Annotated in this window: 21 protein-coding genes; 10 read left to right on the top strand and 11 right to left on the bottom strand. The window is 57.7% G+C overall.

The window, feature by feature from the left end; genetic code table 11:
• The first annotated feature begins 9 nt into the window (after window positions 1-9).
• From J2Z75_RS27495 to J2Z75_RS27460, 8 genes are all read left to right on the top strand, one after another.
• Complete coding sequence (locus J2Z75_RS27495; protein ID WP_209856950.1) at window positions 10-618, top strand: ANTAR domain-containing response regulator; 609 nt, start codon at window positions 10-12, stop codon at window positions 616-618.
• Between the two features lie 248 nt (window positions 619-866).
• Entirely contained in the window at window positions 867-2117 is a 1251-nt protein-coding gene (locus J2Z75_RS27490) for a transporter substrate-binding domain-containing protein (RefSeq protein WP_209856948.1), read from the top strand.
• A gap of 149 nt (window positions 2118-2266) precedes the next feature.
• Window positions 2267-3160, top strand: coding sequence for an urea ABC transporter permease subunit UrtB (gene urtB, locus J2Z75_RS27485; RefSeq protein WP_209856947.1), 894 nt, complete (start codon window positions 2267-2269; stop codon window positions 3158-3160).
• 1 nt (window position 3161) lies between these two features.
• On the top strand, window positions 3162-4301 hold the full coding sequence (gene urtC, locus J2Z75_RS27480; protein WP_209856946.1) for an urea ABC transporter permease subunit UrtC: 1140 nt from the start codon (window positions 3162-3164) through the stop codon (window positions 4299-4301).
• 1 nt (window position 4302) lies between these two features.
• Entirely contained in the window at window positions 4303-5052 is a 750-nt protein-coding gene (urtD, locus tag J2Z75_RS27475; protein WP_209856945.1) for an urea ABC transporter ATP-binding protein UrtD, read from the top strand.
• Window positions 5052-5747, top strand: a complete 696-nt coding sequence (gene urtE, locus J2Z75_RS27470; protein ID WP_209856944.1) for an urea ABC transporter ATP-binding subunit UrtE — start codon at window positions 5052-5054, stop codon at window positions 5745-5747. Before urtD ends, urtE begins: the two co-directional genes overlap by 1 nt.
• 28 nt (window positions 5748-5775) lie before the next feature.
• Window positions 5776-7527, top strand: coding sequence for a nitrilase-related carbon-nitrogen hydrolase (locus tag J2Z75_RS27465; protein WP_209856943.1), 1752 nt, complete (start codon window positions 5776-5778; stop codon window positions 7525-7527).
• 12 nt (window positions 7528-7539) lie between these two features.
• Window positions 7540-8697, top strand: a complete 1158-nt coding sequence (locus J2Z75_RS27460) for an iron-containing alcohol dehydrogenase (protein ID WP_209856942.1) — start codon at window positions 7540-7542, stop codon at window positions 8695-8697.
• A 187-nt stretch (window positions 8698-8884) separates the two neighbouring features.
• Here the strand turns inward: J2Z75_RS27460 and J2Z75_RS27455 are convergent, their stop codons facing one another.
• Window positions 8885-10219, bottom strand: a complete 1335-nt coding sequence (locus J2Z75_RS27455; protein ID WP_209856940.1) for an NAD(P)-binding protein — start codon at window positions 10217-10219, stop codon at window positions 8885-8887.
• 302 nt (window positions 10220-10521) lie between these two features.
• Between J2Z75_RS27455 and J2Z75_RS27450 the strand changes: the two genes are divergently transcribed.
• The gene (locus tag J2Z75_RS27450) at window positions 10522-10821 is read left to right on the top strand and encodes a hypothetical protein (RefSeq protein ID WP_209856938.1); all 300 of its coding nucleotides are present in this window, start codon (window positions 10522-10524) and stop codon (window positions 10819-10821) included.
• Between the two features lie 18 nt (window positions 10822-10839).
• Here J2Z75_RS27450 and J2Z75_RS27445 read toward each other — a convergent pair whose 3' ends face one another.
• Both J2Z75_RS27445 and J2Z75_RS27440 read right to left on the bottom strand, forming a co-directional pair.
• Entirely contained in the window at window positions 10840-12165 is a 1326-nt protein-coding gene (locus tag J2Z75_RS27445; RefSeq protein ID WP_209856936.1) for a polysaccharide biosynthesis/export family protein, read from the bottom strand.
• Between the two features lie 4 nt (window positions 12166-12169).
• Window positions 12170-13735: a lipopolysaccharide biosynthesis protein gene (locus J2Z75_RS27440; RefSeq protein ID WP_209856935.1), complete on the bottom strand. Its 1566-nt coding sequence runs from the start codon at window positions 13733-13735 to the stop codon at window positions 12170-12172.
• Window positions 13736-13851: 116 nt separating this feature from the next.
• Here J2Z75_RS27440 and J2Z75_RS27435 point away from each other — a divergent pair, with 116 nt between their 5' ends.
• Complete coding sequence (locus J2Z75_RS27435; protein WP_209856933.1) at window positions 13852-14673, top strand: glycoside hydrolase family 16 protein; 822 nt, start codon at window positions 13852-13854, stop codon at window positions 14671-14673.
• 56 nt (window positions 14674-14729) lie between these two features.
• Here the strand turns inward: J2Z75_RS27435 and J2Z75_RS27430 are convergent, their stop codons facing one another.
• The 8 genes from J2Z75_RS27430 to J2Z75_RS27395 form a co-directional block, all read right to left on the bottom strand.
• Window positions 14730-15839 carry a glycosyltransferase gene (locus J2Z75_RS27430; protein ID WP_209856931.1) on the bottom strand — a complete coding sequence of 370 codons (1110 nt, stop codon included), beginning with the start codon at window positions 15837-15839 and terminating at the stop codon, window positions 14730-14732.
• Window positions 15788-16711: a class I SAM-dependent methyltransferase gene (locus J2Z75_RS27425; protein ID WP_209856930.1), complete on the bottom strand. Its 924-nt coding sequence runs from the start codon at window positions 16709-16711 to the stop codon at window positions 15788-15790. Before J2Z75_RS27425 ends, J2Z75_RS27430 begins: the two co-directional genes overlap by 52 nt.
• Window positions 16659-17807: an acyltransferase family protein gene (locus tag J2Z75_RS27420; RefSeq protein ID WP_209856928.1), complete on the bottom strand. Its 1149-nt coding sequence runs from the start codon at window positions 17805-17807 to the stop codon at window positions 16659-16661. Before J2Z75_RS27420 ends, J2Z75_RS27425 begins: the two co-directional genes overlap by 53 nt.
• A gap of 125 nt (window positions 17808-17932) precedes the next feature.
• Complete coding sequence (locus tag J2Z75_RS27415) at window positions 17933-18853, bottom strand: glycosyltransferase family 2 protein (protein ID WP_209856926.1); 921 nt, start codon at window positions 18851-18853, stop codon at window positions 17933-17935.
• A 3-nt stretch (window positions 18854-18856) separates the two neighbouring features.
• Complete coding sequence (locus J2Z75_RS27410; protein WP_209856925.1) at window positions 18857-19492, bottom strand: methyltransferase domain-containing protein; 636 nt, start codon at window positions 19490-19492, stop codon at window positions 18857-18859.
• Between the two features lie 14 nt (window positions 19493-19506).
• Window positions 19507-21246, bottom strand: coding sequence for a GumC family protein (locus J2Z75_RS27405; RefSeq protein ID WP_209856923.1), 1740 nt, complete (start codon window positions 21244-21246; stop codon window positions 19507-19509).
• Window positions 21239-22762 carry a hypothetical protein gene (locus J2Z75_RS27400; protein WP_209856921.1) on the bottom strand — a complete coding sequence of 508 codons (1524 nt, stop codon included), beginning with the start codon at window positions 22760-22762 and terminating at the stop codon, window positions 21239-21241. Before J2Z75_RS27400 ends, J2Z75_RS27405 begins: the two co-directional genes overlap by 8 nt.
• A gap of 70 nt (window positions 22763-22832) precedes the next feature.
• Window positions 22833-23552, bottom strand: a complete 720-nt coding sequence (locus J2Z75_RS27395; RefSeq protein WP_327791304.1) for a sugar transferase — start codon at window positions 23550-23552, stop codon at window positions 22833-22835.
• Window positions 23553-23725 lie beyond the last annotated feature (173 nt).

The raw sequence follows: 23725 nt of genomic DNA, 5'->3' as shown, positions 1-23725 counted from the left end.
GGAGCGACCATGTCTTTCGCCCTTCTCAGAGATTTGCGGGATCTTAAGGTCCTGGTCATCCATCCCCGGACATCCGAAGGGGAGTTTCTCGTGGATCACCTCCGCCGTATCGGTTGTACAGTCAGTTACCTCTGGCCGGTGCCGCCCGAATTGCCACACGGCACGGATGTCGTCTTCCTAGCCATGGAAGATGAGGCGCGACCGGAAATCGAACGCTTGCTGAAATCCTTTCCCAATCCAGCCCCGACCATGCTTGCCATCGTCGGTTACGAAAACCCGTCGACGTTGCAGATCGTTCTGGAAAGCGGCGCGCTCGCCATTGTCGAGAGACCGATCAAACCCTTTGGTCTGCTGACCAATCTCGCCATCGCCCGCAACCTCTGGCTTGAGCGCCAGAAGCTCGTCAAGGAAGCGCGCAAGTACAAGCGCAAGGTGCTGGGAGATCAAAAGCTCGCCCGGGCTAAAGCCATTTTGATGGCCAAGCGCGGCACCAGCGAGAATGAGGCCTACCGCGAAATGCGGGAGCAGGCGATGGCCCGGCGCGTGCCGATCGATGAAATCGCCAATTCGATTATCAGCGCCGAACAGCTCTTGCGCCCGCCCCAAAAACATGATTAGTTTTTCACGTGTTTTGAATAAACACCTCCGGCACATCCCTTCGTTTCACGAAGCCATGTGCCGCTGTTGCACACGGCGCAGCCGTGATGCGGTGATGGCAAGGGTGCCCGCAGGCTGTGACAAGCCTCGCGGGTTTTTTGTTGTCTGCTGACAGTGACGTCAGTCCTCTATCCATTTTTCGGCATGAGAGCCTCGCCGTTCGGTGGGCAGTGCCGCCGCGTGCGCCAATCAAAAAAAGGGGAACCAAGATGGTGTTCAACAGACGTGAATTTCTGAAAACCGCAGCGACCGCTTCCGCAGCACTCGCCCTGCCCGCTCTGGGCAGCCGCGCCTTCGCAGCCGATGCCATCAAGGTCGGCGCGCTCTACTCGCAGACGGGCGGGCTTTCGGTTGCCGAAAAGCTTCTGGCAAACGGCGTCATGATGGCCGTGGCCGAAATCAACGCGGCCGGCGGCGTTCTCGGCCGTCCGGTCGAGGTGGTCGTCGAAGATGGGGCTTCCGATCCGAAAACCTTCAGCGAAAAAGCTTCGAAGCTAATCCTCAAGGACAAGATCTCCACCGTATTCGGCTGCCACACGTCGGCCAGCCGCAAGGCAGTGCTGCCAATCTTCGAGCGACGCGGCGCCATGCTGTTCTACCAGACGCACTACGAAGGCTTCGAGTGCTCGCGCAATGTCGTCTATTCCGGCGCCGTTCCGAACCAGCAACTCTCCAACTACATTCCCTGGATTGTCGAGAAACTGGGCAAGAAGAAATTCTTCATCGTCGGTTCGAACTATGTTTATCCGCGCGAGATGGCCAAGGTTTCCAAGAAGCTGATTGAAGCCGCCGGCGCCGAATGGGTGGCCGACGAATATCTGGAGCTTGGCCATTCGGAATGGGCCGTCATGGTCAGCAAGATCAAGGAATCCGGTGCCGACGTGGTCTTGTCCAACGTGGTCGGCGACTCCATCATCGCCTTCTACCGCGAGTTCAAGAACCAGGGGCTCTCGCAGGAGGTCCTGCCGATCTGCGCGACGGTCACCTCCGAAATCGAGATCGCGGCGATGGGTGCCGAATATGCTGCCGGCAGCTACACCTCCTTCCCCTATTTCATGTCGATCGACACGCCGGCAAACAAGAGCTTCATCGACCGCTTCAGGACCTTCGTCAACGATCCCAAAGCCGTGACTTACCATTCCCTCGAAGCCGCCTATTTTCAGGTCTTCCTGTGGAAGCAGGCCGTCGAAAAATCCGGCGATCTTTCGGCTGATGCGATCAGGGCAGGCATTCGCGGCCAGACATATGAAGCGCCCGGCGGCAAGGTGACCACCGACCCTGATAACCTGCATTGCTGGCTGACGCCGCGCATCGGGCAATGGCAGGCGGACGGCCAGAGCAAGGTGGTGAACGCGTACCCGGCGCCGATCAAGCCACTGCCCTATTCCGCCTATGGCGAGACGGAGAGCAATCTGTTCTGCACCAGCAACGGTCTCGACGCCGCAAAGCTCAAGGGCTGACCCCTCCTCGCGTCGTCCCGCCATCCATGGATGGCGGGATCATGTCTCGGTAAGGCGTGCCTCCGCTCTTCTTCCAAAAGCTTCCATCCTGACTTCAGTATGGAAGGCGCAGGAGAGTCCGGTCCGCCCTTCTCACGAACGGTGGCGTTATGCTCGACATTCTCTTTATCGGCCTCAGTCTCGGCTCGATCCTTCTTCTGGTGGCGCTTGGACTTGCCATCACCTATGGCGCTATGGGCGTCATCAACATGGCCCATGGCGAGATGGTCATGATCGGCGCCTATGTCGCCGTCCTCTCCGGCATCTGGCTGAAAGCAAGCCTTCTGCTCGCGATCCCTCTGGCATTCGTCGTGACGGCCCTGCTCGGCCTTCTGATCGAGCGGGTGGTCGTCCGGCGGCTCTACGGCCGCCTGCTGGACACCCTTCTCGCCACCTGGGGGATCGCCATCCTTTTGCAGCAGGCCGTGCGGCTCGAATTCGGCCTGTCCTTTTTCGGCATTCATGTCGAGGGTCTCGGGGCCGGCCTGCAGAACGTCGCAGTACCTTCTTACCTGCAAGGCACGTTCAGGCTCGCCAGCGCTGACATCAACGCATACCGTACCTTCATCATCGCTGTTACGGCAGCGCTGACACTGATGACATGGTTCATTCTCTATCGCACGTCGGCCGGCATGCAGGTTCGCGCCATCATCCGGAACCCGAAAATGGCCGGAGCCTGCGGCATCGACGTGAAGCGCGTCAATGCCATGACCTTCGCTTTCGGTTCCGGTCTTGCCGGCGTTGCCGGGGTCATGATGTCCGGCTTCAAGACCGTCTTTCCCGACATGGGCACGACGATGGTCGTCGATGGCTTCATGGTCGTGGTGACCGGCGGGGTCGGCAGTCTTTTCGGCACTATCCTCTCCTCAGGCCTGCTGGGCGAAATCAATGCGCTGGTAGCCATCGGCACGAACGACATCCTGGCGCGTGCCGTCGTGTTCGGCGTCGTCATCCTCGTCATTCTCGTCAAGCCCAGCGGGCTGTTCTCGTTCAAGGGTCGCTGACATGAGCATCGAAAGAAAATTCCAGATCGCCGCCTATATGCTTTTCATCGCGGTGATCTTCGCAGCACCCGTTTTCGGCGATGAATTCTGGCTGAACCGCATTTCGAAATATCTCGTCTACGGCATGCTCGGCGTCGCCATCGCGCTCACATGGGGCTATGCCGGCATTCTCAATCTGGGCCAGGGGCTGTTTTTCGGTCTGGGCGCCTACATGCTGGCCATGTCGCTGAAGCTGTCGAGCCTGACCAGTCTCCAACAGGGCTCCGACAGGCCGGTTCCGGATTTCATGCTCTGGAATGCCGAGCCTGGCGCGCCGACGGAACTTTGCTGCATCAACAAAGGCTCCTTTCTCTGGCTTCCCTTTCAAAGCCAGTCAGTCGGGCTTGTGCTCGGCATAGTGCTTCCGGTGGTGATTGCCGGCGCACTCGGCATGCTGGTTTTCCGCAAGCGAATTTCAGGTGTTTTCGTCTCGATCATCACGCTGGCGCTCGTTCTGCTCGTCCGTCTCGTCATGGTCGATGCGCAACCGGTGACCAACGGTTTCAACGGCCTGACAGATCTTGGTTGGCTGACGATTGGCGGCATCGAATTCGACCCCTACAGCAGGGCGACCTATTATCTGTGTGCCGCATGCCTGTCGCTGACGCTCATCGGTGCCCGTCTCATCGTTGAAACCCGCGCGGGCATGATCCTGCAGGCGATCCGCGACGATCATGTGCGCGCCCGCTATCTCGGCTTCGATGTCTCGCTCTACCAGGTGTTTTTCTTCGTCATTTCCGCGGGGATCGCCGGCGTTGCCGGCATGCTCTACGTGGTCGTCGCAGAGTTTGCGTCACCGACATTCATGGACCTGTCCTTTTCCGTGACGATGGTGGTCTGGGCTGCCGTCGGCGGCCGCTCCTCCCTGCTTGGCGCCTGCATCGGCGCGATCCTGATCAACATGATCGAAGCGGAGGTCAGCGAGACCGAAGCGCTGGTGGAGGCATGGAAGGCGATCATTGGCCTCATCTTCGTGCTCGTCGTTCTGTTCATGCCGCGCGGCCTTGGCGGCGTTGCGCATGATGTGCTGCGATGGTTCGTCCGTCGGCGTAAACTAGGCAAGGCCTTTCCGGCATTGCCGCAGCAAAGCGAGGCATTGTGATATGAGCGCCATCGCATTGACCATCGACGGTCTCAGCGTCGATTTTGGTGGCTTCCGCGCCGTCAACAACGTCAGCATCACCGTCTTCGACGGCGAGCTGCGTGTGCTACTCGGCGCAAACGGAGCCGGCAAGACAACCTTGATGGATCTGGTCAGCGGCAAGACCCACAGCACGCAGGGTAAGGTCTTCGTCTACGACACCGATATCACCAACTGGCCCGAACATCGCATCGCACGCGCCGGAATTGGCCGAAAATTCCAGATCCCCAGCGTCTTTCGCGACCTGACGGTACGTCAGAATCTGCAGGTCGCCAATTGCCGCAACCCTTCGGTGCTTGCCAATCTCAGGTTCGGTTTTTCGCGCGCCGAGGCGAGCCGTGTGGACGACGTTCTGGCGCTCACGGGCCTCGAGGCCGAGCATGGCATGATGGCTGCCTATCTCAGCCACGGCCAGACACAGTGGCTGGAGCTCGGCATGCTCATCGTCCAGGATCCCAAGGTGGTTCTACTCGACGAACCGACGGCCGGCATGACCCAGGCGGAAACCCGCAAGACCGCCCAGATCATCAACAATCTCAAAGGTCGCCATACGATCCTCGTTGTCGAGCATGACATGGGGTTCGTCCGCGAAATCGCCGAACGCATCACCGTTCTCCATCTCGGGGAGGTTCTGGCGGAAGGAAGCGTCGAAGATATCGAGCGCAATCCGAAAGTCCGTGAAGCCTATCTCGGTTCGAAAGGAATATCCTGATGATGTCGTTGAAAGACGTGCACAGCTACTACGGCCGCAGCCATATCCTGCACGGCGTCACGCTCGACATTCCGGCCGGCAAGGTCACGAGTATTCTCGGGCGCAACGGCACCGGCAAGACGACGCTGTTGAAAACGCTGATGGCATTGACCGACCGCATGACGGGCGAGATGCGCCTGCAAGGAAAAGACATCGCCTCGTCCCCAACGCATATGAGGGCCCGGGCGGGCATCGCCTACGTCCCGCAGGGCCGGGAGATCATCCCCGATTTTACCATCCGCGAGAACATCCTGATGGGCGCCTTTGCGCGCGCCGATCGCAAACGCGAAATTCCAGCGCTGGTGCCGGAGCTTTTCCCCTATCTGATGGCCAACCTCGATCGACCGGGCGGCGTGCTTTCGGGCGGTCAGCAACAGCAGCTTGCCATCGCCCGGGCGCTTGCCGCCGATCCCAAGGTGCTTCTTCTCGATGAACCCAACGAAGGCATCCAGCCATCCATCGTCGAGGACATCGAAAAGATCATCATTCGGCTCAATCGGGAGATCGGCATGACGATCATCCTTGTCGAGCAAAACGTCGCCTTTGCGCGGCACGCGTCTCACCGGTTCGCAATGCTGGAGAAGGGAGGCGTGGTCGCGGCCGGCACCATCGACACGCTCTCCGACGCGCTTGTTCAACGGCACATGGCTGTCTGAGACAGCCGGGCATCCATTCACAGGGACAATGGGAACGACAATGACATCGACACAAAGCTACACCGCGGCCACCATCCAGTTCGAGCCGACCATGTTCGAGAAGGCACGCAATATTAGCCGACTGGCAGCCCTTTGCGAGGAGGCAGCGGCGGCAGGCGCCCGCTTGATCGTAACCCCGGAAATGGGCACGACCGGCTATTGCTGGTTCGACAGGGCCGAAGTGAAACCGTTTGTCGAGGCTATCCCCGGACCGACCACCGATGTTTTCCAGGCCATTGCTAGCAAATACCGCTGCTATATCGTCGTCGGCATGCCGGAGGTCGATCCGGCCAGTGAGCTATACTACAATACCGCCGTCCTGATTGGCCCCGAGGGCGTCGTCGGCCGGCATCGCAAATCGCATCCCTATATCGCCGAGCCAAAATGGGCTGCAAACGGCGATATCGTCCACGAGGTCTTCGAAACGGAGATCGGCCGAATCTCCATGCTGGTCTGCATGGATCTGCATTTCTTCGAGACGGCGCGCCTAGAGGCTCTCGCGGGTGCCGACATCATCTGCCATATCTCCAACTGGCTCCAGGAACGCACCCCGGCACCTTACTGGATCAACCGCGCCTTCGAAAACGCCTGCTATGTCATCGAAAGTAACCGGTGGGGGCTTGAGAGAACCGTGCAGTTTTCCGGTGGAAGCTGCCTGATCGAGCCAGACGGTACGGTTGCCGCATCGATCGATACGGGCGACGGGATTGCCTATGGCACGGTCGATCTTGCCCGCGCCCGCCGTCGCGAGGTCTTGTGCGAACCGGTATTCAAGTCCCGCCGGCCCGAGCTGTACATGAACATGATGACCAACAGCTTCACCTGGAATCCGGGCGATTACTTCCGCCTCTATGGATACCAGCCGATACCACGCGGACGCGCATCGCGCGCAGCTGTCGCCCAGTTCGCCCCGTCCTCTGTCATCGCCGACAATCTTGCGCGCATAGCCGATCTGGCAGCCGAAGCGAAGGCTACGACAGCGCCGGACATTCTGGTTTTCCCGGAACTGTCGCTGACCGGACTGGAAGCCCCGCAAAGCCGGGCGGAGCCGCTATCAGGCGCGACGGTATCCGCCTTCGTTCGTCTGGCCATGAAACTGGGTTTCTATCTTGTTGCTGGATTTGCCGAAGCGGATGGTGACAAGGTCTACAACAGCGCGGTTCTCGCTGGGCCCGAGGGACTTGTGGGGAGCTATCGCAAGACACATCTCGGCGTAGCCGACAACTGGGCGACGGCTGGCGACGAATGGAAAGTCTTCGATCTTGCCATCGGCCGCCTCGGCCTGGCGATCGGCCATGACGCGCTCTATCCGGAAGCCATCCGTTCGCTCGCGCTGATGGGATGCGATGTGGTTGCCTGCCCCTCGGCCATTGCCGGCACCTTCACTGGCAGCCATGGCGGCACGAAAATCCCACACAATTATCCTATCCCCAAGGGAGCGGATCCCTATCACTGGCATGCTCTGCGCGTGCGCGGGGGCGAGAACAACGTCTATTTCGCCTTTGCCAATGTGCTGGACACAGGACGGGGATATCAAGGCAAGAGCGCTGTGTTCGGACCCGATTCCTTTGCCTTTCCACGCAAGGAATCATCTATTTTAGATGAAGAAGGGATTGCTGCGGCAGCAGTCGATACCACCAATCTCGATACGCCCTATCCGACGAACATCGTCCGGCGAAAGGATCTCGTTGTCATGCGCCAACCGCATCACTATCAGCCGCTCGTCAGATGGCATCAGTGAGAGAACGGCACGATGTCCACATTCACATTCGCGACCGTGCCGCAGATCATCGCGGGGCCGGGCTGCATCGCCAAGCTCTCGGAAGTGACGAAAACCCGGCTTGGGCCGCGCGTCATGGTGATTTCGGACGATGGGGTCGTCAAAGCTGGGCTCGTTCAGCCGGCCCTAGCAACCCTTGCGAACGGCGGCGCTGAGACATCGATCTTCACCGGCGTTGTCGCCGATCCACCGGAAGCCGTGATTCACTCGGCTGTGACACAGGCGATCGGATTCGGGGCCACGGGTGTACTTGGCATCGGCGGCGGCTCGTCGCTTGATGTCGCAAAGCTGGTGGCCCTGCTCTGCAAAAGCGGTGAAGCACTTGGCGATATCTATGGCGTGGGTAAAGCCAGTGGGCAGCGCCTGCCGCTGGTACTCGTGCCGACAACGGCGGGCACCGGGTCTGAAGTCACGCCGATTTCCATTGTCACCACGGGCGCATACGAGAAAAGAGGCGTCGTATCGCCGGTGCTACTACCGGATGCGGCCCTTCTCGACGCGGAGTTGACCATCGGCCTTCCACCGGCCGTGACGGCTGCAACGGGGATTGACGCCATGGTGCACGCCATCGAGGCCTTTACCTCCGTGAGTACGAACAACAATCCGGTTTCCCGTGCCCTTGCCAAAGAGGCTCTTCGGCTTCTCGGGGCGAGTATCGAGATCGCGGTCATGAACGGAACTGATCTGGCCGCCCGACAGGCGATGCTGCTCGGCGCAATGCTGGCCGGTCAGGCCTTTGCCAATTCGCCGGTCGCTGCCGTCCATGCTCTCGCCTATCCGATCGGTGGCCGCTATCACGTTCCGCACGGCCTTTCCAACAGTCTTGTTTTACCGCACGTGCTGCGCTTCAATGCGATCGCGTGTGGTGAAGCCTACGCGGAACTGGCACCTTGCCTTTTTCCTCACCTTGAGCCTGCCGATCAAGCCGAGCGGCTTTCCGGTTTCATCGAAGGACTGGCATTGCTGCCCGTGCGCCTGAACCTCCCTGTACGCCTGAGGGATGTCGGCATTCCCAAAGATGGGCTCTCTCTGCTTGCGGAAAGTGCAATGGAACAGACCCGTTTGCTGGTCAACAATCCGCGCACGGTGTCGCTGTCGGATGCCGCCCGGATCTACGAAGTGGCTTGGTAAAAGGCGCCGAATGTCAGGATCGCGCCACCTGCGAGGATACGGGCCGGATTTTGGCCGCCTTGAGCGGATTGGGACGTTCGACATCTGAAGCGGGACGCTTAAAATATTGATAAAGCGGAAGTTTTTCCGTTTTTTGAGTCTTTAATCAGAACCATACCTGGCTCGCAGCTGAATGCGCACGCACGACTCAATAAGCGGTGATTGGTTTAACCATCTGATTCAATACCGTTATCGCTTCCTTGGCGGCAATATTCGAATGCGGGATGTATTCAAATTTGCCTTGACGTCCCAGACAGATCACACCCTTGGACGCAAGCCGCGCAATTGCAGCGTCACGGCGTGGCTTGAAGCCTTTTTCGGGAATCGGGTAGGCGTTTTTTAGTTCCGAACTGCCGATCAAAAACAGTTCACCTTCAATGAGATTCATCTGCCGAAGATGCGCCAGCAATTCCGAAAATGCACATTCCGGCGTCGGCACTGCAACTGTCGGTGGAACGGTAATCTCGGCCGTGAAGTGTTTGTCATAAGAGTTGGTGTAGGGATAAAAATCGGAGTGAACGGTAATCCGTTTCCAGTTTCCGCCGGTATGAAAATTGTAAAGAACGGAACAGCCGGGTATCCAGGATCCGCGTAGAGCCACAAACAGGCTCAGCAAGGTCACGGTTGGAAGGCCCGTTTCCGGCAGATCGCAAAGTGCAGAAGCCTCATCGAGGGGTATGGTCGAAATGAGCCTCTTTGCCAGAAAGGTTCCGGTCGCAGTTTTGATCTCCATGAGGGGTGAATTGGTCTCGATTTTGAGAGCCCTATTATCAAATATGAAATGAACGCCATGTTCCCGCAGTCCATCAAGGGCTTTCTGATAATAAAGGCCGAATCCACCCGATGGCCGCACGACCGTCTTGCCGTTGGTCAGGGTGATTGTCAGACGGTTTTTTATGCTTCTTCCGAAGCGGTGTCTCAGCGAGGTTTCGCGCGAAAGCCACTGCATGCGCTTGAGCGCGAAATCATAGTCGATGCCGGCTGCATCTACCCCGAATAGCCTCCTGATGTACAAATCCAACCCGACACGTCGATAGAGTACGTCGCCGATCCGGGATAGAGCGAAGCCGCGCGCGCTGTCATACCGGTCTGCGCGAAACCGCCCTCTCAAAAGACTCCAGATGCAAGAAATGCGCTCCAGCAAATTGAATGAAGATGCCTCGACTTGCCAATCGAAGGGGTATTTCCCAACAACGCCGTTGGTGCAGATTTTTTTGACTTCAACGTCCTTGGCAACACATTCTCGAAGCAATTCCGGAAAGTATCGGAACTGCTCGTCAGCCGTGTTAAAACAGATGGAGCCTACATCAAATTCCATGCCATCAATTGTATGAGACTGGTGGTTTCCACCAGGCTCCTTGTAGCTTTCCAGGACAAGAACCGAATGATTTTCACACAGTTGCTTTGCTGCCGTCAAAGCAGAGATTCCACAACCTAAGATGATATAGTCATAGACTTCCGGTGCATTCTCAGGACACTGCATGAACTACGCCCCCATTCCATGCGACGAAATATAACAGTTGTTGGAGCCAACAAAAACACGCATCGCATGCCTACCACTATCGGGAAGAAAGTGTCTGTTCGATTCTATAAAATGGGTATCAGCGCAGGTGGCAAAAATGAACCAAGCGCCCAGGCGCAAAGCGACTTTGTTCGGCGAGTGAACCGAGTGTGAAAAAATGATATGGACGTTAGTCTGGAAACGGTCTCTTCATCCAGGGTAAGTTAAATTGGGAGAGTTGGGGACAATGCTGATAACCAGAGGCCGCCAGGAGTGATAACGGGATGATTGCCGGGCTGATTATTGCGGGACTTGTCTCGTTTGTTGCGGGCTTCATTCTGCATGTCGGTGCGTTTTCGATTTTCGCTTTGATCACCAACATGCTGTACCTCGCCCTGATCTATGAAAGCACCACGGTCTTTGCGTCCCTTGCCTCAACAGCCGCGTTGTTCGTGATCATGCAGATCGCATACGTGATCGGCGTCCTTGTTCCATTTCCGTCTCCGAGCAAAGACGAGCGCACCGGCTTCAGTTTTCCAAAGATGCGCCGCCGTATTGGTTCTCTTCGCAACAAGTCAGGCTGAGTGACACCACGACTCCGTCTACCGCGTCAGCGCGTCCGAAGAGGCAATACGGTGCTGAGCGCGTGCGGGAGGGCTCATGCCGAGCTTGGACCGATGGGGTGTCTCCGGAGCCACTTCGATCAGGTCGCGCGGCTCGACCAAAGTATCTGCGGTAGCCGCTATCCTTGTCGTTTCGCCGTTTTCGCCGCGGCGGGCGATTTGAAACTGGATGAAGTCATCGCCGTGGCCGTCCTCCTCCGGCAATTGTCGTTGTTTCTCATACTCGGTTTCGTCAATAAGGAGACGGGCGACCCGTGTCTGAAGATCGGCTTTGGCGATCCCTCGGACAACCTCGTTCAGTTCATTCTGAATTTGCGAATTCATGGAATTGACGAGTTCCTCGGAGTCGCGTCTGTTTTCCTCAAGCAACTGACGCGCCCGGATCATTTGGAAGTCGAGGTCCAGTAGCTTGTTCTCTGCGTCGGATTCGTCCCGGTCGAGTGAAAAGCGTCGGGAACTCTGGATGAGTCCCTTGTCGACGAGAGAATTGACATTAGACAGTTCCTTTTTCACCAGCGTGACTTGCCGTTGTTGCGCGGCGATCTTGTTCTGCAACGTCTCGATTTCATGCGTGTAGAGTTGGCCAAGACCCTTTGCCGCCGCGATTTTGCTTTCCAATTCGATCTGACGCAGTTTCATCAGATCCAGCTCTTCGGCATGAAGCTCTTCGATTCCCTTTGTGCCGCGCAATTCTTCGGGAATATCGAAGGTCTCCTTCCCTTCCTTTTCGGCCTGCAGCCGCGCGCGACGCACGAAAAGGCCATTGTAATCCAGCTCAGCACCGCCGAGTGTACCGGCGGCCTGGATGCGGTCTCGCTCCAGTCGTGAGCCGATGCTTTCTGGTTCCCGTTGAAACCCGCCCGCCAGGCTTATTGCCTTCAAGACGGTCAGATCGGGACTGAAGGGATATTGACCGGGCTTGTCGACAGCGCCGACGACATAGATTGGTCCATACTGAGAGATCTCTACGGAAGCGGAGGGTTTGTTCGCCAGGCCGGCGCGCTGCTGAAGAAGATCCGCGATCAGCGCCCCCAGTTCCTTCGTCGTCAGCCCCACGGCCTCGACCTCCCCCACGAACGGGATCGAGATGGCGCCGTCGTCATTGATAAGAAAGGCACCGTTGAGCACACTCCAATCCTTGAACTCAGCTTCGCCTGAACGCCATTCGACCACACGTAGCGCGATCCTGTCCTGAGCGACGAGCCGATATGGGTCGGCGGAGGCCGGGAAAGTGGTGAGAAAACCGACTATGACCAGAACAAAAATGAAAGCGGATTTTCTGGCAAGGAGGCTCAGGTAGGGCATTGGTTCACCTCGGGGTCGTGAATCTCAGGGATCGGCCGGAAGTCGGGTGGATGAAGGACAGAAGAATGTCGGTTGCTCTGCCAAATGGCTTGGGCAACGAGGCGCTTAAGCGGCGCGCGAACGAAATATCGTCCGCATGCATGGCGCCGAACAGGCGAAGGCATACCAGATAGACCAGCGCGGCAAGAAAAACGGCGGCAATGAGCCCATGCAGGTTGCTCATAGCGGTCACTGTGAGGAATGCAGCCAAAGCCGCCACGAGCGCAGCGAGAAGGATGCGCAGAAGCGGCCTGAAAGGATACGAAAACCGCAGTCTCGTGGTTATGAACCACAGGCCCAGCCCGATCATAACAAGCTGAATCAAGGCGCGCGATACCGCTGCGCCGACAAGGCCGAAACTTGGGATAAGCAAAAAGCCGACGGCGGCTGATAAGACGGCGCCGACAAGAGAAGAGACGAAAATGAAATCGCTCCGCGCAAGTGCGTTGACGAGATGTGTGCCGATGACTGTTGTTATGGTGAATGCTGCCGCCGTTACGATGATCATCGCGGCTGGGATGGCCGGTTCGAATGAGGAACCGTACAGCAAACCGACCAGGACCGGCACCACTGCCGCCATGCCGAAGCAGGCTGGAAACGCAAGCATAGCAAGGACGCGTGTTCCGCTGGCAAAAACGGATTGCAAGCCAGCCCGGTCTTCCTGGCCATGCTTCTTCGCCAGCATGGGAAGAAACGCGCCCGTCAACAAAAGCGGTCCCTGCGAAGCAAGACCAGAGAGCGCCAGCGCGACGCTGAACAATCCGACTTCCCGATAGCTCCAGAAGGCTTGCAGAAAAAGGATTTCGATGCGCGACCAGACAAAGGTGTTGCACACATTGGCGGCCCAGGAAAACCGCCCGTATCGCCGTACCTCCCGGATGAGTGTCGGGGGGATCGTTCCATGCCGCCATAGGAGGCATAGCGTTGCGAAGGCAATGCAGATTTGCCCAACCGCATAGCCTGTTATTGCGCCGGGACCGCCGTAAAAACGCACACCTACGTAGACGCACCCGATTTGGGCGACCATCGAAACCGAGGTCAGTGCGGCCAGCGTGACAAAATGCTGGGAACCGCGAAGATAGGCTGTGCCGAACATGGCGAAGGATTGGAGCGATGTCAGCATCGCAACGATAATCGCCATATTGACCGGAATATCGGCGGTCAAATCCCCGAAGAAGGGATGGGCGGAACCGAAAGCCGCATCGGTGCTGACCAGATAGAAGACCGCAAGAGCGGCGACACCGAGGAAATTGTAAAGAACAAGACGTCGTGCAAGCATTCCCGGCAGCGCGCGCGCTGCCGTATTATCGTTCTGCCCCTTCAAATCGGCCGGAAATCGGCCGACGCATAGGGCCGTTCCACCGTCGATGATCGGAGTAATGACAAGCGCGATCCACACGGAAAAAGCGACAACGCCTGCACCATCGACGCCTAGAGAATTAGCAATGATCACGCCACTCACGAAACTCGCAAGGACTGTCGAAAGTCCAGCGACAGCTGAGTACAGGGAATGTTTTGCAAAACCAGTCAAAATTTCTCCTTCACTCAAGTATTATCTAGAAGATATATTGACTACTATAATAATACATCTAAATTGTCAGAGATTGTATATAACTATGATATTTTCTAAAGCACCGGAGAGCATGAATGTCATATATTTCTGTAACAATTCGGATATTCATTTTCTTAATTGCGGCAGCGTCAGCCGTTCCAGTTATTTCTTCTTCGATGGTCGCCGCGGAGACAGAGGCAATCGACCCCACGTCTTTTGTTTTGACCTTCAATGAGGATTTCGACTGGCTCGACGTTTCCGCGCGTGGCCCCGGCACGCGCTGGACTGCTCACACACCCTGGAACGGCGATTTCGGCGACGCTCGTTTCACCGATCCTGGTCCCGATTTTCCCTTTACGACCCGAAACGGCATACTCAGGATCGAGGCTCGAAAAACCGCAAACGGAAAATGGGAATCCGGCCTGCTCGCCTCCACAGATTCCAATGGGGATGGGTTCAAGCAGCGTTACGGTTACTTCGAAATGCGCGCCCGTTTTCCCTCGGGTGAAGGTGTATGGCCGGCCTTTTGGCTCGCAAGCCGCGGCACAGAGAAAGCCATCGAGGTCGATGTTACCGAGCACTACGGCCATTTTCCTGGCCGCTACACCGCATCGCTGCACATCTGGGATCGCAAGGCTCCGGCTCTCAGCAAAAGTTCTCACCAGAGGGTGCCTGTCGACGAAGGTACCCTCTCCGCTGGTTTTCACACTTATGGCGTCGCAGTCGAAGCAAACCAGATCCGGTATTTCTTCGACAGGCGGGAAGTATGGTCCATCGCAACGCCGCGCGAACTCGAGCACCCCTTTACCATCCTGATCGATTTGGGGCTTGGCGCAGGCTGGCCGATCGACAACGCGCCCAACCCGTCCGTGATGGAGGTCGACTACGTTCGGGTCTGGTCTCTGCCGGGAGACTAGGGATGTGGTCAATACAGGTTCGGGGCAATCAGATTTGGCGCCGGGATGAGCAAGGATCATGCGGCCGCCCTTTCTGTAATGGCGATGAGTTGATCCATCTGATAGCCAATATCGAGCGCTGGCCGGTCTGCATGCGCCAAGGTCGCCTCGCGTTTCATCCGGTAGACGCCGGAATCGCCCCACATAACGCGCAACTGCTCCGCCCAAAGAGCCGGTGGGTCGTCCCGGCAGAGAAGGATGCCTCCCGGGCCGACTGACTCCGGCAAGCCACCGGAATTGCTCGAGAGAACTGGAATTCCGCTGAACTGCGCCTCGCTGACCACCCTGCCCCACGTCTCCTCCCATTGGCTCGGGACAAGAAGCACCCGCGTCTCCGCGTAGATGCTCCTCATGTCAATGCTGCGCTCGATCATCCGCACATTGGAAAGCCGAGCGAGATGTCTCTGCAGTTGGGATTCGGCCTTCGCCGAAAGAGGCCATCCTCGAACAAAAAGGAAGGGGATGTCGGGACACAATTCGGCGACTGCAAGCGCCAACTCCACGCCCTTGACCGCCACCGGGTTGATGAAGGTGACGTAACGGCCCTCGCCCGGCGTACGGTAAAGTTCAGGCCGGAATATCGGTGGGATGACTGCAGGCTCAATGCCAAATCTGGTCTTGAACCGAGCGGCGGTGTAAGCGGAGTTGGCGATATAGGCCGAAAATGGCAAGTCGTGTGTTGTTTCCTGCCAGGCGCGCGGTCCCGTATCGAATTCAAGGCCGTGCAGATAGGCAACGCTGGATATGCCTCTGCTGCGGAATGTGCGGCCCATCTGCACCATGTTGCCATTCTGCACGACAACAACCTTGGGCAGAACGAGGCCACGCAGATCACTCCAGGGCTTCAAGGAACGATAGACCTCGTAGCCGAGCGAATGATCGACGGAGATGTCGCTAAGCCTTGCACGGCTCGCCAGAAAGCGTCTGGCACCGAAGAAATCGCGCAGTGACAGCTTGGAAAGAACAGCAGTCCTGTGGCCACGCCCATTCAATTCAAGTGCAACCTGATGCGTATTAATCTCCAGGCCGCCGATCAGCTGGGGAAGATGGGGCGTTCCGCTGGCAAGAAGTAGGCTCATGAAGGTATTTCCCTGCCTCTGCGCGCCCGGGGCGTCATGAAAAGCCACTCCTGGACGCCCGTGCGCCGCTCATTCATCAGCTCGACCGCTGTGCCGGGTATCCACTTGGCAAGGAAGGGCAGCTTATGGGATGGGAAATCCCGTATCGTGCGCGGACGGGCGTAGATCGACGTGATCTCATGCGTTTCGCTGAATCGCTGAAGCAGAGCCTTGCTGCAGCCGGGAACCAGACCGTCATGAGTTTCCACCAGAATGTCGGCTTGATTGAGCTCGGGGATGCGGCTGTTATCCAGCAATGCTTTCTCCCCGCCTTCGATGTCGCAGAGGATGAACGGGCGCGAACCGGCTGCGACCAGCGAATTTTGTAGATCTGCCGCCGTACAGAACCCTTCCATCTTTATCCGGTCGGCAACCCCGTTCATCCGTGCGGTGTGCCAGAAAGGCTCGTGATGCTCCGGAAGTCCCTCAAACCCGACGATCTGGGTCGACGGCATACGGCGCGCGAGGCCGATTGCATAATAGCCATCGGCGACGCCGATATTAATCACAGTGCTGTATTCCTGCCGGATGACGGTTTCGATGACCGAATGCAGTTCCAACTCCTGCGTGCCGAGCAGGTAGCCCAAGAGGTGCCGGCTCGAGACCGGGCTGAGATCGAGTTTCATGCCTTCAAACGGGCCGGAGAGCACGGCATCATCCGCGTTTCGCCTGATGAGCGCGCAGGCGCTGTGCCAGAGTGGCGCCACGACCCAGCGTGCAGGTGCTCGTATTCCCTCCGGAAGCTGGCGATAGGAGCGGTAGATCCGCATCGCCGCGGTATTTCCTTCGATTGCGTTCCAGGTTGCGTGACGCATGTTGCCGTCTCCCTTAGAGGTGCGCTGACCGATGCGGCGCTGGCGCATGTTGATGTGGGATTGCATCCGAACTGACCGTATCCGCCTGGCGGAATCCGGGTTCTGCCCGTGTGGAGCGCGCCGCAAGAAGACGCGCCACATTCACTTCGATCAAATGATGAATGGCGTAGGCCGCGGCGACCGACGTCAAATATGCCGCGAGTATGAAGAGGATCGACGGGTTCTTGCCGAAGAGAAACCACCAGATCTTTTCGGCGGCGACGATTGCGAAGAAATGGAAGAGGTAAAGCGCATAGGAAATATCTCCCAGTTGCGTTCCGATCTTTTCCGTGGCGCTCGTTCCGTTCTGCTTTCCGAGCACGCATAGTCCGACTGCCAGGATGCAAAATACCCAGCCGCCCGCCTGCCAAGCCAGCGGGATCGGATAGGAACCGACCGCAAACAAGAAGACTGCCGCGTATGCCAGTAGTAGCCCGACAGCGGCTACGACGGGATGGATACCGGTTGTCTGCCGGCGCGCAGCCTCGGGTATGAGCCCGACTGCAACGCCGGCGGCAAACAGCAGAATGATCGGATCGGTCCAGAAGCCGAGAAGGGTATATGGCTGCGATGTATTGGTGAGAGACTTGGACATTGCGCCGAGTGCGACGAAGCCGACAAGCGTCGAAAAGAGAAGAACAAGCCCGGCCGGCTTTTTGAAAAACAGCGCGATAGCGAACATACAGTAGAAAAAAATCTCATAGTTGAGCGTCCAGCCGACACCCAGAAGGGGACGCATGTAGTTTCCCGGCTCGACGGACTGAGGAATGAAAAAGAGGGATGCTAGGAGCTGCTGCGGATCAAGCGCGCCACCCTTGCGCAGTCGCAAAGCGACTTCGAGCATGGTCGCAGCCCAGTACAAAGGGACGATCCGGATGATCCGCTTGCGCAGGAAGGCGGTCGCAGCGCCCGGCTGCCCAAATTGGCTTCCGGCCGTGTGGATCATGATATAGCCGCTGATGACGAAGAAGACCGCCACGCCCAGCGTGCCCGAATATTGTGCCGCCACGGTCACGACCGAGGGATAGTCGTTCCATTCGGCGTGGCGCAGGATGCTATGATCCAGGACAACCAAGCTTGCCGCGATGCCGCGCAAAATCTGGAGCGCTGGAAGCCTATTCATCGTAAAACCCCGTCGATTCGCGCACTGCAAATTGACTGCCGGTCTCCTCTATTGCTTGCTCCGCGGGATTGAAAACCCGAGACGAACCGTCTGATCTCGCCGCTGATTGCCATCAGTACGACTCCCTAAAGCCTGAGAGCGCGAGACGGCGCGAGACGTTGTGTGAAAAGATCTGCCATGGCTTTCAGATTGCCGAGAAGCCGGGCCGGGCGATCCACGGCCTTTTCGCCGCGCAAGGTACCGTAAAGATTGGCCGCGAGGTTTCTGCTGATATGAAAGAGACCTTTCTTCCAGGAGCAGGTGCCCTTGGCGATCAAATAGCAAGGATTGGCGATCTGCGAATAACCCAGCCGCACACCTCTCTGCCGTCCCGACTTGACGCCAAGATGCACGCCTTTGGCCTGTTCCACTCGGATGATCCGACCGAACGGCGCCATGCTGCGACTGAAATCCACATCCTCCAGCCATGCATAAAGGGGCAGCTCCTCGTCGAATTTCAAGGCATTGGCCCTCACGGTTTCGAGCCGAACCGCCATATTGCAGCCGTAGCCATTGTAGACTTCGGTGAGGCGCCCAGCTGGCGGCGCCGTCGGAGCAGACAATCGTGCGCGCGCCTCTTCAAAGGAGAAGCCGGGCCCGATGATTCCGTCGGCGACGACCCGGCCAGTGGTCAGAATGACATCTGGGCAATCGCGGAAGACCGCCTCGATTTCTGCGAGATACCGGCTGTCCATAACGAAGTCGTCGTCGAGAAAGAGGAGGATGTCGAGATTGTCGGCCGCCTCGACAAGTCGATTGCGCTGATGCGGCAATCCCCGCGGACCGACGAGACGGATGACGCCGGGACGGTCCTCCCATAGCCCGTCGACGTCCTCTTCGCTGGGCGAGCAAACGAGGATTGCGTCCGCCGCGCGGCTCTGCAGCGCGATCAGGTCGATGGTTTTCCCGACGATCTCGGGTCGACCGGCCGTCGCGATCGCGACACCGATCCGGAGTTGACCCGACCCCGGCTCCCGGCTTTTCGAAGGTTTGGAACCGTTCTCCATGGTTTATTTCTCCGCGCTATCGAGGGGTTTGCGGGCGAAGGCCCAGACCATCACGGGGAAATTCGGTTCGTTCTTGAGGGATCCAAGGAAACCCGCCTTCTGCCAGCGCTTGAAATTCGCCTGAACGCAACTGCGGTTACCCCAGGACTTGGTGACAATGTCCTTTTCGGCAAAGCCCGCTTCCTGCAGAAGGCAGGATAGGCCGGTTTCGGTCCAGCGGTTGCAGTCGATCGGCGAGGCATGCACACGCAGCAGAAACGGTGTGGCGATGATAAAATGCCCGCCGGGCCGCAGCATCGAATAGACATTGCGTGCCGCGCGCATCGGCCATTTCAGATGCTCGAATATCTGGTCGGCGATGATGAGATCGAAACTCTGGGGCAGCGTTTCGCTGCAAATATCGAAACCCGGATATTCGGTCGTGCGGTAGGATTTGAAGTTGAATTCTCGCCGCCATTGAACGCCGCCCGAAATCTCCAGCGCGTCGAGTTTTTCCGGACCCTGTTCGCGAATGAATGCAAAGGCGTCGCGATACATCATGACGCGGACCCAATCATCCGTTTCGTAGCCAACCGCCTGCAGGGTTTTTCTCAGACGATCTTTCAATTCCGGATGATTGCGGAGTTCTATAAGGCTCATGATACGCGACTCCTTCATTTTCTTCGCTGTGGGACTGCATTGAGGACGACGCCGAAAATCTCGGTGCCAACGTCACGTAGTGCGTCGACGGCTTCGACGAGAGTGTCGAAAGAAGACTTGCCGTACCGGGCAACGACGATCGACCCATCGAGATAGGGGGCGATCGACTTCGCGTCGGCGGACTCGGGCATGGAAGGCAGATCAACCAAAACGAGATCAAAGCGCTCTTTCAGATCTGCGAAGCTGAAAGCGATGCGCTCCGAGCCGATGCGTTCGCCGGGTGTCACGTCGCGAAAGGAGCCGATCGGCAGAATTGTCAGGCGCTTTTCAATCCGACCGATGAAATCCGCATAGGCGCGGGGATCATTCAGCAGTTCCATCAAACCCGTGGCCTTCTCTTCGCCGAAGACTCTGCTGAGGGTCGGATTGGTGGCGCAGGCGTCGATCAACAATGTCTTTGAGCCCGAGGCAGAGGCAAGAACGGCAAGATTGTAAGCCAGCGTCGTAGCACCAGCTTTCGCTTCCGCTCCAACCAGGCCGATCAGATTGGCCTTCTGGTTGCGGCGCAGCCCGCCAAGCGTTGCCTTGATGTCACGCAGATCGCGACCGAACCATTCCTGTGTGCCGGGCTTTCGGCCCGGTCCATCAAATCGGAGCAGATCGGTGGCGGCCCCCTTCTTGACGCGATTGGCCTGCGACACCTCGCCGATGCACGGTACGCTCGCTTCAGCGGTTATGCGGTCCGCTGATGTAATGAGACGGTTGGCGAAATGCCGGACGATCGCCACGACAACGCCGAAACTCAAGCCGAGAACCAATGCGAAGGCGAGCAGGAGTATGGTCTTCGGCTGGCTCTTTGCGACGGGAACAGTGGCCCGGGAAACAAAGATCGCATCGGACACCGGGTATGAAATCCGCTGCTTGGCTTCCGACCAACTCTGTAGATAGGTCTCATAGAGGCGCCGATAGGTTTCCGATACGCTCTTCAACTCAGTCAATTTGAACTGGCTTCCAGAGTCGCCGGAGGATTGAAACTGGATAACGGCGCGATCGGCGGCGAAGACCGCCTCCCTCAGCTCCGCGACGCGCTGCGCGAGCCATTCGCTCGATTGCAGGGCGGATTGGGATTTCATCCTCACATTCTGCGCAATGTATTGCTCCGCAACGGCATTGGCGATCAAGGCAGTCTTCCTTGGATCGCTTGATGCCGCCGATATTTCGATAACCGTGGATTGACCGACACGACGGATCCAAAGTCGGCTGCGGAGCGTTGCGATGGTGTAGTTTTCCGCCTGCTCTTCCGGCGAACGCGCTGTCTGCAGTCCTGCCTTTTCCGTGCCCGGGCCGATGGAGAACAGCGAGCGCAACAGGTCGGCAACAGGGAGATGCGCCGATTTGAATTCCGGATCCGATTTCAGATCCAATATTTTGACGACCGCTTGGAGGACGTCGCCAGACTTCATGATTTCCATCTGGCCCTCAACGAGCGCTTCTTCAGCCAACATGCGCTGGACATCGGCCGCTGTCGCTTTTTGTGACTCGAGCATGAGTTGCGCGCTCGATACGAACGTTGGCGGTGTAACGGTGACGTAGACAAGCGCGATCAAGACGAAAAGCGCGGTCAAGACGGCAACCAGCGCGCTGTTTGATAGAAGGAAGCCAAAGAGCTGGCGCAGGTCGAGCGGCCTTTCTCGGACTAACGCGGCCGGTGAAGGGGGATAGGCGAGCGCAACAGGGGGCATCCGGCTATTCATGGCGATACACTCCATTGCCAGACGCAAAAGCCTCGCGGCGTAAATTCGAAAGACCGTTTATGGCAACGTTTGGCCGGAAGCTGCCCCGTGGCTGCGGAAGGGCGAACAGGGGCGAACCTTCGTCAGTCGCCTGCTTTTGCCCGGACAGCGGCCCAAGCGCATAGGCGGCGGCAAGGCCAGCGGTGATTGCAAAAAGTGGCCCGAGGTCGATCGCACCGGCAGAAATGGAAGCAGCCGTCACCTGGGCAATGCTAGAGAGCATGGCCGCAAATCCGACCGTCTGCTGCACGCCTGGGCCAGCATTGCGTCGAAGCACGGACCGGACAAGGCTTAGCAGAAAAATGAAGAAGATAATTGTTCCCAGAATGCCGACGTTTGCCAGGAGGGCGACGACGAAGCTCGACGCCCGGATACTGCCCACGCCGGCGCCCATTCCGTTTGTCTCGAGGAGGGAGTTGAGTGCCTGCGCGTTCCAGCGCATCCGTTCCTCGCCCGATTGCGACTCCAGCTTGGTTGTCACCGTAGCGTGCACGAGGTTGCTGATGTTTTCCCACACTGCGGGGATCAACATTACGGTCATGACCAGAAGCGGCAGGGCAAACAGGCACACCGCAACGTAGATGAGATGCCGCGACGTCGCATTGTTTCGCAAAATTCGCGCGATGCAAAAAATGAGCACGATCAGCGTCGTGACAGCGCTCGCCGCGTAAGCGGTCGTGGAAGTGCAAAGAACGAGTGCGACCGCAAGTGCGCTTGCAAGCGCGCCGAGAAATCGGGCGGGAAAGCTTTCAAGACCAAGCATGAGCACGAACGTGAACAAGGCCAGCGCGGTATAACCAAACGCGCCGGCCTCCGGGAATGAGCCGACGATCCGTTTGAAGCCCTCAATATCCCCGTCATTGAGCATCCGGTAATTGGCGTTGCGAATGATGGAAAGAAGATCTGACGAGTTGGTGGAATAGGTTGCGACATCGGCGACCGCAAAGAATATGCAGACGGCGCTGGTGGCGATGAGGGCACGCGCGACGATTGCCATCCCTCCAAGGCGGCCAAAGCCCGCAACAATCGCAAAACAGCAAAAGCTCCCGAGCATATAGATTGCTTGTGTGAGATTGCTGGTACTTGGCGACAGCGGCGTGCTCAAGATCCTGTGCATCTCGTTGTTTCGTGCCAGCGAGTAGACGATCGTCGCACCGGCGAAAATCCGTGGCAGGAACAACGCCGTCAGGACGCTATAGAGCGTAAAAAGTGTGAACCAAAATCCCGGACCTGGATAACTGAGGCAGGACAAGGAGGCGGCGAGCGTCTTGGGACGCAGGGCGACTGCCGCGGTGATAAAGACCAATGCGAAATGAGATGGCTGAATGTTGGCGCCACCAAGCGATGGAAGGATCAAGGCCGCCGCCGCGCCCAGAAGCGTGCACATGCAGAGAAAATACACTCCCACGCTCAGACCTGCCGCCATCGTATAGATGCCGGCAAGGGCGAGGAGAATACCGATCGGTTCAATGGTCATATTGTGGCCTGTCGCTGTCGGTTATGATTTCACTGCTAGCCGGGGCGTTATGTGCAGCCGAGGCAGCCCCTCAGTAGGAACCGCGTCCTGAAAACAGGGCTGGTATTGTCCGCAACATGATCAGCACGTCCTTCATTGGCGACCACGTCTCGCAGTATTCGACATCCAGGCGTACGCGCTCCGCATAGGACACGTCGTTTCGGCCGCTGACCTGCCAGGCGCCGGTCAAGCCGGGCCGTGCGGAAAGATAATAGGAAACATCGCGGCCGTACCGGGCCATCTCATCGGCGACGACCGGTCGGGGGCCGACCAGACTCATGTCTCCACGCAGAACGTTGAAAAGCTGTGGCAGCTCGTCGATACTCGACCGCCGGAGGGACCCGCCAATTGCAGTGAGGCGCGGATCCTTCTTCAGTTTCTGCGACGCATTCCATTCCTCCGCCGTCAGAGGATTTGCGAGCAGGTATTCCCTCAGCCGCGCTTCCGCATCCACACTCATCGTGCGGAACTTCAAACAAGTGAACGGCTGCCCGCCAAAGCCGATGCGTTGGTGCATGAAGAAGATGGGACCGCCATCACAGAGCTTGATCACGATAGCAACGGTGGCGAGAATTGGTGACAGTAAAACGATGGCAGCGCCTGATACCGCCATATCCAGAATTCTTTTATATGCGCCTCCGACCGCAAGAACGGCAGGTGTAATCTTTGTGGATGAAATCGTTGAATCTATGAGATTTAATACATTCGAACGTGATTCAAGCGTGGGAACCTTCCGGAGATATCTAGCCACTCGAAACCCCCATGTTTCTCAAAAAACTTACTTTGATGTCCGACTAAGAAACGATATTTCGACCAAACTGTCTGTGACCAAGGTCATATGCAGTGCAGCAATTTTCTGTCTATTATGAGAAAAATGCGGCAATGCAGAAGAAAAATCCAATAATACACAGGAGATACTGGGGT

This window comes from Rhizobium herbae, from assembly GCF_017873135.1.
In the GTDB taxonomy this organism is placed as follows: Bacteria; Pseudomonadota; Alphaproteobacteria; order Rhizobiales; family Rhizobiaceae; genus Pararhizobium; species Pararhizobium herbae.
Note: the sequence above shows the minus strand (reverse complement) of the source record. Positions and strands in the feature narration are given on the sequence as shown.

Coding starts and splice junctions, on each gene's coding strand:
- J2Z75_RS27495 (WP_209856950.1), top strand. CDS start 10: ATGTCTTTCGCCCTTCTCAGAGATTTGCGGGATCTTAAGGTCCTGGTC.
- J2Z75_RS27490 (WP_209856948.1), top strand. CDS start 867: ATGGTGTTCAACAGACGTGAATTTCTGAAAACCGCAGCGACCGCTTCC.
- urtB (WP_209856947.1), top strand. CDS start 2,267: ATGCTCGACATTCTCTTTATCGGCCTCAGTCTCGGCTCGATCCTTCTT.
- urtC (WP_209856946.1), top strand. CDS start 3,162: ATGAGCATCGAAAGAAAATTCCAGATCGCCGCCTATATGCTTTTCATC.
- urtD (WP_209856945.1), top strand. CDS start 4,303: ATGAGCGCCATCGCATTGACCATCGACGGTCTCAGCGTCGATTTTGGT.
- urtE (WP_209856944.1), top strand. CDS start 5,052: ATGATGTCGTTGAAAGACGTGCACAGCTACTACGGCCGCAGCCATATC.
- J2Z75_RS27465 (WP_209856943.1), top strand. CDS start 5,776: ATGGGAACGACAATGACATCGACACAAAGCTACACCGCGGCCACCATC.
- J2Z75_RS27460 (WP_209856942.1), top strand. CDS start 7,540: ATGTCCACATTCACATTCGCGACCGTGCCGCAGATCATCGCGGGGCCG.
- J2Z75_RS27455 (WP_209856940.1), bottom strand. CDS start 10,219: ATGCAGTGTCCTGAGAATGCACCGGAAGTCTATGACTATATCATCTTA.
- J2Z75_RS27450 (WP_209856938.1), top strand. CDS start 10,522: ATGATTGCCGGGCTGATTATTGCGGGACTTGTCTCGTTTGTTGCGGGC.
- J2Z75_RS27445 (WP_209856936.1), bottom strand. CDS start 12,165: ATGCCCTACCTGAGCCTCCTTGCCAGAAAATCCGCTTTCATTTTTGTT.
- J2Z75_RS27435 (WP_209856933.1), top strand. CDS start 13,852: ATGTCATATATTTCTGTAACAATTCGGATATTCATTTTCTTAATTGCG.
- J2Z75_RS27425 (WP_209856930.1), bottom strand. CDS start 16,711: ATGCAATCCCACATCAACATGCGCCAGCGCCGCATCGGTCAGCGCACC.
- J2Z75_RS27420 (WP_209856928.1), bottom strand. CDS start 17,807: ATGAATAGGCTTCCAGCGCTCCAGATTTTGCGCGGCATCGCGGCAAGC.
- J2Z75_RS27415 (WP_209856926.1), bottom strand. CDS start 18,853: ATGGAGAACGGTTCCAAACCTTCGAAAAGCCGGGAGCCGGGGTCGGGT.
- J2Z75_RS27410 (WP_209856925.1), bottom strand. CDS start 19,492: ATGAGCCTTATAGAACTCCGCAATCATCCGGAATTGAAAGATCGTCTG.
- J2Z75_RS27405 (WP_209856923.1), bottom strand. CDS start 21,246: ATGAATAGCCGGATGCCCCCTGTTGCGCTCGCCTATCCCCCTTCACCG.
- J2Z75_RS27400 (WP_209856921.1), bottom strand. CDS start 22,762: ATGACCATTGAACCGATCGGTATTCTCCTCGCCCTTGCCGGCATCTAT.